A 12756-nucleotide genomic window follows, 5' to 3' on the forward strand; every position below is an offset into this window, starting at 1 on the left:
CCAACCCGCGCGGCTTTATCCTCATTGACAAACATCAACGCAACCCGAAATACCCTAACATTTTCGCCGCTGGCGTCTGCGCCGCCATCCCGCCAGTCGAGCAGACCCCGGTCGCGACAGGAACGCCCAAGACGGGCTATATGATCGAATCCATGGTGACCGCCACAGCGCGCAATATCGCTGACCTCATCGCCAACCGGGAGCCGACCCATGAAGCGACCTGGAATGCCGTCTGTCTCGCCGACTTCGGCGACAGCGGCGTCGCATTCGTGGCCCTGCCGCAGATCCCGCCACGAAACGTTAACTGGTCGAGCCAGGGCTACTGGGTGCATCTGGCGAAGGTCGGCTTCGAAAAGTACTTCCTGCGCAAGATCCGCAGCGGGTCGAGCGAGCCGGGGTACGAGCGCTTCGTCATGAAAAAGTTGGGGATCGAGAGATTGAAACCGATGGCGGGCAAGCGCGCCTCCTGAGGGTTGGCGTATTGCGCGCCAATGAGCTGAATGGCGCCGCGAATGCGCGCATATTCTTTCGGTATTGTCTTGGTGACCGTTGAACGCCGCGCTATGGGCGATTTGCCGGCTGTAAAACCAAAAGGCATCGCAACGCATTTGCCCGATATAGAAGCAGACTCTGGTTCACATTTTAGGAAACACTTCAGACTGCAAACGTTGGAAACATCGATCGGACGCTCCGTATCCTTGTCGGCGCGGCTTTGATCGCCCTTGCCGCCACGGGCAAGGTTGGCGTCTGGGGCTATGTCGGCGTCATCCCGGTGCTGACCGGCCTACTCAGCTTCTGCCCAGCATATGCGCTGCTCGGCCTCAACACTTGTGGCCTGAAGAAATAGGATAAGAGAGCGCAGAAACGCCGAATCTCTTCCCAAGATCCGCGATAGGATTGTGGATCTTGGGCTGGCCCGACGTTGACAGATATAAAGGTCCTGTTTACGATTAAAAAGGGTACCTTTGTTTTGGTTGGAATTTCTGGGCGAGCGTCAGAATCGTCGAACGGTCGGAAGTCCACTCGCTCCGATCTTCCTGCAATGGGGAACTCCTTTCCATCGGCCATTCAACGATCTGCTGGCTCGTTGCGAAAGGACGCTCACGGCCGTGAAAGTTGTCGGTGCACGATGTTTCGGTGGGAAGGTCTAGCGAGCTCGTCGGCAATGCGCTGCAATGCCGGACTATTTTGATGTTTTCCTCTTCGCCGCCATGGCTAATTTTTCGGTCGCGCCATTCTGCTTCTTCCTCCACAGCGTGAAACAGGCCGGAGCAGCGGACTAAACGCCCCAGGATCGAACATGGCTGAGAAAAGTAGCATGCTGGCGGCGGCGTTGGCCCTCGTTTCCATGTGTGGCTGCGTTTCCGTTGGGCCCGACTTCGAGCCGCCCGATCCTATGCTGCCGAGCGCTTCGTTTTTAGGCAAGTCGGAGCCCGCCGCCCTCGCGCCTGCGAGGGGCAATTTTCCGCCGCCCGATCCCAAATGGTGGACGTCTTTCCACGATCCAATCCTGGCCTCGCTCGCCGAACGCGTCGCAGCCGCCAATCTCGATGTGCAAACAGCCACGTTAAGGCTCGCCGAAAGCCGCTTCCAACGTGGCGTGGCCGCTTCGGCAGAATTACCTTCGATCAGCGGCAACGCCTCCTATCAGCGCGAATTGTACAGCCAGAACGGCATTTTTAGCCTCGCGAAATCGTTTCTTTCACCTGGAACGCCGTTCTTTATTCCGCCCATCAGCGTCTGGCAAACCACTTTAGACGCTTCTTGGGAACTCGACATTTGGGGCCGAGTGCGGCGGCAGGTCGAAGCAGCCGACGCGCAAATCCAAGTGTCCGAAGCTCAGCGTCGAGACACGCTCGTCTCGACGCTTGCCGAACTCGCGCGCGATTATATCGAACTGCGCGGCATCCAGGCCCAAATTGCTATTTCGAATGCAAATCTAGCAAGGTCGAGCGAGATTCTGCAGCTAACGAAGACGCTCGCCACAGAAGGTTTGGGAAGCGATCTCGACGTCGTAAACGCTTCGGGCCAGGTCGAAGCGGTGCGAGCAAGCTTGCCCCCTCTCAAGGATCAAGAGACGGCGCGGATCAACGCGCTGAGCCTTCTTCTCGACGAACCGCCGGGATCGTTGCGCGGCGAAATGGCGCAGACAAAACCGATCCCGCCGACGCCCCCGCGCGCACCGCTTGGCGTTCCTTCCGAGCTCGCCCTGCGTCGTCCCGACATTCGTCGGGCGGAAGCGCAGCTCCATGCCGCAACTGCGTCGATCGGCGTCGCTGTTGGCGATTTCTATCCGAGCGTGAAACTTAACGGCAGCGCCGGATTCGATACGCTCGATCTGAGGACTCTGTGGAAGGGAAGTTCCCTGCAGTATGCGCTCGGCCCGTCCGTCTCGCTCCCCATATTTGAAGGCGGCCGCCTCAAGTCAACCCTCGAATTGCGCGAGGCGCAACAGCAGGAGGCAGCTATCGCCTATCACAAGACCGTGCTTCAGGCTTGGCACGAAGTTGTCGACGCCCTGGTGGCCTATCGTACCGAACAAGAGCGGCGCGCGAGTCTAAAGGCTCAGGTCGATCGCGCGCGTCAGGGCCTGGCGCTCTCTCGGACACGCTACCACAATGGTCTCGCCGATTTCATTAGCGTGCTCGACGCCGAGCGAACCGCATTGCAGGCGGAGTTGCAATTTGCGCAGAGCACCACCACCGTATCGACAGATCTTGTCCAGCTCTATAAGGCTCTCGGCGGCGGCTGGGAGCTGGCGTTTCCGGAGGAGTCGGCAACGAGCGTCGCGACTTTGCAACCCACGCCATAATGATCCGCTCAATAAGGTCTTCTCAGATGCTCTGCAGACATGCCGCCGAAGGTCGATCTGGACCTCGAATGCGATCAACCCATTTTGGAAAAATTCGCCTCGCCATCAAAACTCCGACCGTTTTGCGATCTGCCGACGCAACGATCATGTTGTTGTGCCCACCAAGTCTGGGGCATATTACAACGCGCAGAGTCGGCAATCGGCAGACCCCCAACGAAAGGCCTTCCGCCTCGGCGACAACCTAGCGTCATGATCGAATACCCATTCCATGCTGGCGATCGGCTAAGGCAAAATCCAACCGAAATAATGATTGCGCCTTCATGCTTGGCGCCCGAGCCTCGCCGCAGCTCGTGCGGCGAACGAGCGTTCTGACCTTGAGCCCTAAGATTTGCTGCGCCCCTTGGCAGGGGCCATGGGCGCGATGACCTGAAGGTGAAGCGATGTCGAATATATTGAATGCAGAGGCAAGGACGCGGATGAGAAATTTATGCGGAGGCAAGCGCCGAGGGCGACCTCTAACTACTTCACGCACGCGCATGCATCTAGGGCGCGCCGGCGCCAACACGCTAAGGAGGTTAGTGTGCCGTCGGAGTGGATTGGCCGCGAGCTGAAGAGGTTGGCAGATGCGCCGCGAGATTGCTCTTCAATTCCCGGTTTTAGTTCTCGGTCTTTCCGCCTTTCTGCTCGCCGCCTGTAGCGACAAGACCGAAAAGAGTTCAGCGGCCCTTGCGGCATCCTCCGTTCGGGTGGTTGCGGCGACGGAGGTCGACTGGCCCCGGTTCGTGAGCGTGCCGGGAACGGTCAGCGCAGTCGACACAGCCGTGCTTGCATCGCGTGCTGGCGGCTGGGTGGCCCGGGTCGACGTCGATGCCGGCGCCCATGTGGCGCAAGGCGCGCTGCTTGCCGAAGTCGGCGCCTCAACCGCCCGCGGCCAGATCGCCGAAGCGCAATCCCGCGTCACTATCGCTGAAGCTACATTAAAGGAAGCCACCGACGATGAACGCCGCTACAGCGTTGTCTATCTCGCTCATGCCACCTCGGCGCAGCAACATGACGCGGCGCGGCGCCGCTTGATCGCCGCCAAGGCCGAGGTCGTGGCGGCGACCTCGGCCCTTGCGGTCGCCAGGAGCAATCTAGATTATGCGGAGATCCGCGCGCCTTTCGCGGGCATCGTCGCCGAAAAAAGCGTCCAGGTCGGCGATTTCGCCGCCCCCGGCGCGACGCTTTTCGTTGTCGCAAGCGACCAGCCCGAAATCAGCGCCAACGTCGGACCCACGACTGTGGGCGCGCTCAAGGTCGGGGATCAGGCCGAAGTCGTGATTGACGGCAGGACACTTCCAGCAGTCCTGATCCGGGTGGTCGCCGCCGCCGATCCCAGGACTCGCACCCATCTGGTCAAGCTTCATCTGCAAGGTGACGCCACGGCGCCATATGGCGCCTATGCCGAGTTGCGGCTGACCCTTGGTCGTTTTCCGATGCTCACCGTCCCGGAGACGGCGCTCGCGCGCCGAGCCGGCCTGCTCGGAGTCTTCGTCGTCGACAAGGGCCATCGCGCCCATTTCCGCCTCGTTCGTACTGGCGAAGGCAGAAAGGGCCAGGTCGCGATCGCCGCCGGTTTAGCCGCAGGCGAAACGGTGATCGCGGCGCCTACCGCCGACCTAATCAATAACAGTCCCGTCGCGCCGCAAGCTGCCGCGCCCGGGCCGGAGCCTGCGGAATCCACACGTGGCTGATCCGCAACCCCGGCCGAAACTGAACATCGCGGGTAACTTCGCCCGCGCTTTTCTGCATTCCAAGCTGACGCCCCTCATCATGCTCGCGGCCAGTCTGTTCGGGCTCCTCGCGATCCTGCTTACGCCGCGCACCTACAATCCAGACATCGTCGTACCCGTGGTCAATATTTCGGTCGAGCGGCCTGGCAGCAATGCGCAAGAGATGCTGAACCAAGTGGTGCGTCCACTCGAAGCACTGCTGGCCTCCCTTTCTGGCGTCGATCACACTTATGGGACGGCGCAAGACGACACTGCCGTGGTCACCGTGCGTTTTCAGGTGGGCCAGGACGAGGAAAGGAGCTTGGTAAAGGTCTATAACCAGGTCAACAGCAACCTCGACCGCACTCCGCCTGGCACGGCCTCGCCCCTGATCCAGCTTCTCAGCCTCTACGATGTGCCAATTCTGACCCTGACATTGAGTTCGGCGGAGGCCGCGCCTGACGCGCTGCGCGAAGTTGCCATGCATGTGCTGGAACATCTCCGCAATGTGCCTGGCGTCGGCAAGACCTCAGTGCAGGGCGCCGCCGCGCGCGCAGTGCGGGTGTGGCTGGATCCGGCGCGGCTCGCAGGTTACGGCTTGAGCCCTGAGGCGGTCGCGACGTCAATCCGCGCCGCCAACGTGACTCTTGCGGCCGGCAGCGTGGTGAGCCAAGACCGCGAGCATCCAATCCGGGTCGCCGCCGCGCTTGCCGATTCAGGCGAGGTTGGCAATGTCGTGGTTGACGTGCGCAACGGCCGCCCGGTTTTCTTGCGGGACGTTGCGACGGTGGCGGCGGCGCAAGCCGCCGAAGATGTGCGTTCTTTCTTCGCCTTCGGTCCGGCCGCGGCCAAAGCGGCGCAGCCAGCCGGCGTCGCCGAGTCGGCCGTGACCATCGCTATCGCCCGCCAGAAGGGCACCAACGGCGTTGAGGTGGCCGACGCCGTGCTGGCCAAGCTTCAAGCCGTCGAGCGCGAGGCGCTTCCGCAGGGTATGACCTTGACCGTGACCCGGAACGACGGCGCCACGGCCGATGATGCAGTCAATACTCTGATCGAGCATCTCACCATCTCGATCGTCGCTGTGGTCGCCATTCTCCTTGTTTTCCTCGGCTGGCGCGAGGCGTCGGTGGTCGCGCTCTCGATTCCGCTTATTCTCTTCATCGTGCTTGGCGTAGGCTGGGTCGCTGGCCAGACCATTAACCGCATCACGCTTTTCGCCCTTATTCTTTCGCTTGGTCTGCTGGTCGATGACAGCATCGTGGTGATCGAGAACGTCCACCGCCATCTCCACCACGAAAGGCAAAGGAATTTCAGCCGTCTGATGGTGGCCGCCGCGAACGAAATCGGCAAACCCACCATCGTCGCAACCTTCACGGTGATCCTGGCTCTCATCCCTATGGCTTTCGTCACCGGCATGATGGGCCCGTTTATGCAGCCGATCCCGTTCAACGCGCCGATCGCGATGTTGGCCTCGCTGTTCATCGCCTATACAGTCGTGCCCTATATCGCCTACCGCTGGCTGCGGCGTAAGGCGCTGCGAGTGATGGCCGAGGCCGAGGCGGCGCCCCCCGGGGAAGGCGCCGGGAGGCCGCGGGACTGGCTGCATACAGGCTACCTCAAGCTGTTCCAGCCGCTGCTGCAAAGCGTTCGCCGGCGGCGGTTCTTCATGGGCGCCGTCGTCTTGCTGCTCCTCGTCGTCATGCTCCAGCCGATATGGCAGTTCGTGCGGCCCTCCGGCGTCAATGGGCCGCTTTCGCTCTTCGGCGTCGGCCTGAAGATGCTCCCTGACGATAACGTCGACACGCTATTGATTGAAATCGACGCGCCGGCCGGCACTCCGCTCGAGGGAACGGACCGCGTCGCGAATGCGGTCGCTGCGGCGCTCGGCGGAAACCGGTATATCACGAATTATCAGATCTTCCTTGGCCAGGCGGCCCCCGAGGATTTCGCCGCCCTGGTGCGAGGCGACGCCTCGCGCGCGGGCGCGAATTTCGCTCAGATCCGAGTCAATCTGATCAACAAGCGCGAACGCAGCGCTGGCTCGCACGAGATCGCGCAAGAGCTCTATGAGGCGCTCGCGCCGGTGCTCGCCGCCTTTCCAGATAGCCGCATCAAGCTTCTCGAAACGCCGCCGGGGCCGCCGGTGCGCTCGCAGATGATGTCGGCGCTCTATGGCCCGAGCTACGAGGTCTTGCGCAAACTTGCTGAGGAGATTCGCGAGACATTCTACCCTCGTGTGTACGGCATGATCAACATAGACGACTCGGCGCCTCACCGTGTAACCGAGTACCGAGTGGTGGTGAACCCGAGCGCCGCCGTGATGGCCGGATTCGCGCCGGGCGAGGTGGCGACGGCGCTTCGCGCCTATTTTGCTGGCGAGCGCGTCGGCGCCGTTCACACGCCTGATGCCCGCGAGGCGGAGCCCATAATCCTGCGCCTGCCACGGCCGACACGAACAGAAGAAACCGCGCTCGATGGCATATATTTGCCCACTCACGACGCAAAACGCGTAGCGCTAAGCTCGATCGCCAACACCGGGCGCGTCACGGCCGATCAGCCGATCTATACCCGCGACCAGCATCCGGTGGTGTATATCACCGGCCATATGCTCCGTTCGACCCCGGTCTATGGCGTCGTGACCTTGACCAAGTTTCTCTCCGGATCGCAGGTCGGCGACGGACAGCATCTCACGGTCGGGAACTTCGGCTTCAGGCCCGCCCAGCCGGATGACGTCGGCTCTTACAACCTCTTCTGGCTTGGAGAGATGCGTCTCACTCTTGACGTCTTCCGCGATCTCGGCGTCGCCTTCGGCGTGGCGCTGCTCTTGATCTATCTCCTTCTCGTCGGCTATTACCGCTCCTTCTTTATGCCGGTGGTGGTGATGGGGGCGATCCCGCTTACCCTGATCGGCGTCTTTCCCGGACATTGGGCGGCGCAGCAACCCTTCACCGCAACGTCGATGATCGGGGTGATTGCGCTGGCCGGCATCGTGGTTCGCAATTCGCTTCTTCTCATCGACTTCATCATCGTGCGCCGCGCAGAGGGCCTCTCGCTTGAGGAGGCGGTGATGGAGGCCGGCGCCGTGCGCCTTCGCCCGATCCTGCTGACCGCGCTCGCCATCATTCTTGGCTCTGCGGTGATGATCTCGGACCCGGTCTTTGGCGGGCTTGCGATCTCATTGATCTTCGGCGCCTTCGCCTCGACCACGCTGACGCTCTTCGTTATCCCGCTCATCTATTACGGCTGGCAAGACTGGCGTCGTCATCGCCTTTCCCGGCGCCCATCCGCGGCGGCCTAACGCTGGCGCTTCCTGGTGGCAAGCGCCGTCGCGGTAAGTTCCCGATCAGCTACGGAAACCGCGAGCGGATGCTCGCAGATAAGGGTAGTTCGGTCGATCACACGACCGTATCGCGCTGGACCAGCGCGAGGCGCCGCAAATCAAGAAGCAACGCCAAGCCCCATCTTCGGACGACAAATTGCTGTAGCGGGCCACGCCAAGGTCAAGGGCCGATGGATGACGCCATTGGGAAACGCCCCGCGCCTCGTGCAATGCTCTCGCTTAAGCTATCACAGTCTTGACCGAGCGCCGGGGGAACACTTCTACTGAAAGCGTCGTTTTCGTGAGGACGCGGACTATAGATCAGGCGGAGAAACTCTTGACAAAGATCATTGTGCTAAGCCCGTCGGACTGGGGTTTGCGAAGGGGTGACAGGGGCGCGGTTTCGGCCGAGATCCGCTGATTGACGCCTTATCCCGTCTCTATTGGCGTTGAGAGCGGTGGAATCGCTTTACAGATGGGGCCTTTTGCACTTCAATGGTGTGCAAACCTGCCTTCACTGGGCTGCGTTCAGGGCGAACAGCGCTAAGCCCGACGGGGGACAGCGCCGCGTCTGGATCTGGTGACGGCTTCTTCGTATTTGCCTCCGTGAATGCAAGATGAAAGCGACCTTGCAGCGGTGATGCTGAGGCTGGTTTCCTCAGGCCTGACCGCCGCGGCGTAAGCGATTTCCGCGCCAGTTTTCTCCGGAGGCCAATAACTCCGCTCAGGCTTTTTTCCTACATTTGACTCAACAGATCTGGGTAGCCACGCGAATTGAGGTTAAGCCGCCAATGCGCGCGGAGGGGTGTCTTTGCGTTTATATGTCGCATAACAATGCTGCGGTTTGCCGTCGAAAGATCATCCATCGCCGCCTTGTTTTGCCTTGCGGGAGCGGCTAGAATAATTCTAAGTCCCGGTTCCTTCCTGGAAGTGGACGGTTCGGGCTTTTCACCAATCAAATCATCCTCGTGTTGGAAACGAATAAGGAGAGTCGAAATGGCGTCGCTCGCGGGCAGCAAAACCGAAACGAATCTGAAGGAAGCCTTCGCTGGCGAGTCGCAAGCGAACCGACGTTATCTGTATTTCGCGCAAAAGGCGGATGTCGAAGGCTATAATGACGTCGCCGCCGTGTTCCGGTCGACGGCCGAGGGCGAAACCGGCCACGCGCATGGCCATCTCGAATTTCTCGAGGCGGTTGGCGATCCCGCGACCGGCCTGCCGATTGGCGAGACGACTTTGAACCTGGGCGCGGCCGTCGCCGGCGAGACCCATGAATATACAGATATGTATCCGGGCATGGCGCGCACGGCCCGCGAGGAAGGCTTTGGCGAAATCGCCGACTGGTTTGAAACGCTGGCCAAGGCCGAACGCTCCCATGCCGGCCGTTTCCAAAAGGCCCTCGACGAACTGAAGAAGCAAAACGCCTGAACGGCGCGACCTTCATCGCATTTTAGGCCATACCCGGCGCATGTCGTCTTGCGCCGGGTATGGGCGTGTCTATCGAATTGTTTTTGGCAACCAATTTAAAGTGACAGGAGCGCGACATGAGCGAAGGCGGTTTGGCGGCGCCCTCCCGGCACCCTCTGGATTGGCGGAACCAGGAGTTTTACGACGAGACAAAGCTCGACGCCGAGCTGCGCCGAATATTCGACATTTGTCACGGCTGCCGCCGCTGCTTCAATTTGTGCGATTCCTTTCCGCGCCTCTTCGATCTTGTGGACGCCGCGCCGAACGGCGAATTGGATACCGTCGAGAGCAAGGATTTCAAGCCTATCGTCGACGCCTGCACGCTCTGCGACATGTGCTATATGACAAAATGCCCTTATGTGCCGCCGCATGAGTTCAATCTCGATTTTCCCCATTTGATGCTACGCTATCGCGCCGTCGAGGCGAAAAAGGGGGAGGTGGAGTTTGCCGATCGCGAGCTGGCGAAGACGGATCGCAATGGGGCGCTCGCAGCCTATGTCGCCCCGCTCGGCAATTGGGCGACGGATTGCGCCCACAAGACTGCGCGCGGTCTTCTCGAAAAGGCGGTGGGGCTCCATCGGCGCGCCTTTCTGCCCCCCTATCAATTGAAAAGTTTCGTCGCGCGGGAAAAAGCCTCTTCCCCTGCGCTCAATCGCGAGGCGCCGGCGTTCGGCCGCAAGGCGGTGATCTATGCCACCTGCTACGCTAACTACAATGAGCCCGTGATCGGCCTCGCCGCAAGCGCGGTGCTGGCCAAGAACGGGGTCGAGACCGAGATCGTCTACCCGCATTGCTGCGGCATGCCCATGCTCGAACAAGGCGCCATCGAAGAGGTGGCGAATGCGGCCAAGACCGTCGCGGCGGCGATGAAGCCCTGGATCGACAAAGGTTATGACGTCATCGCGCTGGTGCCTTCTTGCGCCTTAATGCTGAAGACCGAGTGGCCGCTGATCCTGCCCGAAGACGAAGACGTCAAGCACCTTTCCAAGGCGACCTCGGACATCAGCGAATATATCGTCGCCATCGCTCGGAAGGAGGGGCTGGCGCCAGGTCTCAGCGCGCTCGAACGAGGGGGAGTCGCCTTGCATGTCTCCTGTCATTCCCGCGCGCAGAACATGGGACAGAAGGCGCGCGAACTTATAAAGCTCATTCCCGGCGTTGATCTGCAGGTGATCGAGCGCTGCTCGGGACATGGCGGCGCTTGGGGCTGCAAGACCGAAAATTTCGAGACCGCTCTGAAGGTCGGCGCGCCCGTCGCGCGGCAAGCGGCGCAAAGCGGCAAAGCGGTCATAACCTCGGAATGCCCGCTCGCCGGCCATCATATCGCGCAAGGAATGGCATTGATCGGCGACGGCGAGAGGCCAAGAGTGGCTGCGCCGGAGCTCGTTGCGCATCCGATCCAACTGATCGCAAAAGCCTATGGCCTCGAAGCGTGAGCGGCACGCCCAAAACTTTTTTCGTGAACCGCGGAGCGGACCATGGTTGACAGGCATAATCTGACCGCGGCCGACATTCTTCCCATGGCGGAATATGACAAGGTCCGTGCCGAGAGCCGGCGCAAAATCGCCGGGCGCAAGCAAAACCGCCACGTCGAGGTCGGACCCTATGTGACCTTCTACTTCGAAAATTATGAGACGATGTGGCTGCAGGTTCATGAGATGGTGTTCATCGAAAAGGGCGGCCCCGAGCAGGTTCCGGAAGAGATCGCGGCCTACAATCCGCTCGTTCCGAAAGGCAGCGAGCTGGTCGCGACCTTCATGATCGAAATCGATGACCCGCGGCGGCGCGCGGCTGTGCTCTCAACCCTCGGCGGCATCGAAAATACGGCCTTCATCGAAGTCGGCGGCGATCGCATTTTCTGCCGCGCCGAGGCCGATCAAGACCGCACCCGGGAAGACGGAAAGGCCTCCTCGGTTCAGTTCGTCCATTTTGATTTCTCGCCTGGCGATATCGCGGCTTTTCGCGCTCCGTGCGCTGAGGTCGTGCTCGGATTCGCCCATCCAAACTACGGCCATATGGCGGTCATGCCGGAAACTGTGCGCGCGGAGCTCGTCGGCGATTTCGACGCCTAGATGCCGTAATGGGCTGGCCTTCGCGAGCATAGCCAGGTTGGGGGGCTGTCCCTCAGAATGATGGTGTTGAAGCGAAGTCCGAGCGATCGGCTCCAAGCATCATGTGAGGAACAGCCATGGAATATGAATATTATGCGGGAATCGATGTCTCTTTGAAAGAAAGCAGCCTGTGCATTGTGGACGGGACTGTCAAGGTCGTCCGCGAGGTCAAGGTCCCCAGCGAGACTGAGAGGCTGAAAATCTTTCGATTTAGGGCAGGTTTTGGGAGGGTCTGGGCGGTTTTCATCGCGTAGAATCCAGCAACGGGATTTGATGCGTGGGGGCTGCCGGTGGCTGGGAACGAGAACGAGGAACTCTTCGAAACGTTGGCCGCGCAGGCTGCGCCGGAGCGGATTGGTGCGGCGGCGCCGAGGCTTCGCACGGCGGAGCGACGCCAGGTCGAGTGGCGTCCGGTCAGCCTCGAGGAACTCGTGCCGGATGATCATCGCGTGCGTGCGGTCTGGCGTTTTGTCGAAGGCTTGGACCTGTCCGCGTTGCTCGGCCCAATCAAATCCCTCGAGGGGCGGCCCGGCCATCCGGCGGCGGATCCGCGCATCTTGCTGGCTCTTTGGCTTTTCGCGACGATTGAGGCCGTGGCGAGTGCGCGGCAGGTGGCGCGTCTTTGCGGCGAGCATATCGCATATCGGTGCCTGTGCGGCGGAGTGGGCGTGAACGCCAAGACCTTGGCTGATTTTCGTGTTGGCCACGGAGCGGCGTTGGAAGACCTTCTCATCGACAGTTTCGCGGGCTTGGTAATGGCAGGCGTTGCAAGTTTGGATCGCGTGGCGCAAGACGGCGTTCGTGTGCGAGCATCGGCGGGAGCGGCCTCGTTCCGCCGGCATTCGACCTTGGAAGATTGCCGAGAAGAAGCGGCGCAAACGGTACGCCGTCTTCAAGAAGAAGCCTTGCGCGATCCTCGCGCGGCGAGCCGCCGCGAGGCTGCGGCGCGCTTGCGGGCGGCTCGTGATCGCGAGCGCCGGGTCGAGAAAGCGCTTGTGCTCACGCGCGACTTGCATGGCCAGCAACAAGACCGAGCGCGACGCCGCGAGGAGCGGGGCGTTCCGGGAAAAACAAAAGCGGTTAGCGACGGGGGACCCCCCTCCGTGCCAAGGATGATGAGACAAAGACCTGCCGGGAGTTTAGCCTTGGGGGCATAGGACAAACATCCCGTGGTTATGCCCCCAATCAAAGACAGCAAGACTCTTGCGGCAGCCGGCGCTGAAATGGAGGACGGCCGGAGGCCGACGATCGTTTCAGCGCCGGCTGCCGCGTCGCCTGAATTTTCGGACCGTCCTC

7 protein-coding genes and 3 pseudogenes are annotated in these 12756 nt (G+C 61.2%); all 10 read left to right on the forward strand.

What is annotated here, in order from left to right; all coding sequences use genetic code 11:
- A pseudogene (locus tag MPC4_RS16000) lies at positions 1 to 470 on the forward strand (NAD(P)/FAD-dependent oxidoreductase); the annotation flags it as partial.
- Positions 471 to 673: 203 nt separating this feature from the next.
- A pseudogene (locus tag MPC4_RS16005) lies at positions 674 to 847 on the forward strand (YgaP family membrane protein); the annotation flags it as partial.
- A gap of 453 nt (positions 848 to 1300) precedes the next feature.
- Positions 1301 to 2812, forward strand: coding sequence for an efflux transporter outer membrane subunit (locus MPC4_RS16010; RefSeq protein WP_174513396.1), 1512 nt, complete (start codon positions 1301 to 1303; stop codon positions 2810 to 2812).
- Between the two features lie 623 nt (positions 2813 to 3435).
- Positions 3436 to 4545, forward strand: a complete 1110-nt coding sequence (locus MPC4_RS16015) for an efflux RND transporter periplasmic adaptor subunit (protein WP_174513397.1) — start codon at positions 3436 to 3438, stop codon at positions 4543 to 4545.
- Positions 4538 to 7861, forward strand: a complete 3324-nt coding sequence (locus MPC4_RS16020; RefSeq protein ID WP_210253670.1) for an efflux RND transporter permease subunit — start codon at positions 4538 to 4540, stop codon at positions 7859 to 7861. Before MPC4_RS16015 ends, MPC4_RS16020 begins: the two co-directional genes overlap by 8 nt.
- 1017 nt (positions 7862 to 8878) lie before the next feature.
- Positions 8879 to 9310 carry a rubrerythrin family protein gene (locus MPC4_RS16025; RefSeq protein ID WP_174513398.1) on the forward strand — a complete coding sequence of 144 codons (432 nt, stop codon included), beginning with the start codon at positions 8879 to 8881 and terminating at the stop codon, positions 9308 to 9310.
- A gap of 116 nt (positions 9311 to 9426) precedes the next feature.
- Positions 9427 to 10785 (forward strand): heterodisulfide reductase-related iron-sulfur binding cluster, encoded by a 1359-nt coding sequence (locus MPC4_RS16030; RefSeq protein ID WP_174513399.1) that lies wholly within the window; start codon positions 9427 to 9429, stop codon positions 10783 to 10785.
- A gap of 42 nt (positions 10786 to 10827) precedes the next feature.
- Positions 10828 to 11421 carry a DUF3501 family protein gene (locus MPC4_RS16035; RefSeq protein ID WP_174513400.1) on the forward strand — a complete coding sequence of 198 codons (594 nt, stop codon included), beginning with the start codon at positions 10828 to 10830 and terminating at the stop codon, positions 11419 to 11421.
- Positions 11422 to 11537: 116 nt separating this feature from the next.
- Positions 11538 to 11657 (forward strand): annotated as a pseudogene (locus MPC4_RS21350) (IS110 family RNA-guided transposase); the annotation flags it as partial.
- A 252-nt stretch (positions 11658 to 11909) separates the two neighbouring features.
- Positions 11910 to 12617 carry a transposase gene (locus MPC4_RS21800; protein WP_425312489.1) on the forward strand — a complete coding sequence of 236 codons (708 nt, stop codon included), beginning with the start codon at positions 11910 to 11912 and terminating at the stop codon, positions 12615 to 12617.
- Positions 12618 to 12756 lie beyond the last annotated feature (139 nt).

Origin of the sequence: Methylocella tundrae (genome assembly GCF_901905185.1) — a bacterium.
Taxonomy (GTDB): domain Bacteria; phylum Pseudomonadota; class Alphaproteobacteria; order Rhizobiales; family Beijerinckiaceae; genus Methylocapsa; species Methylocapsa tundrae.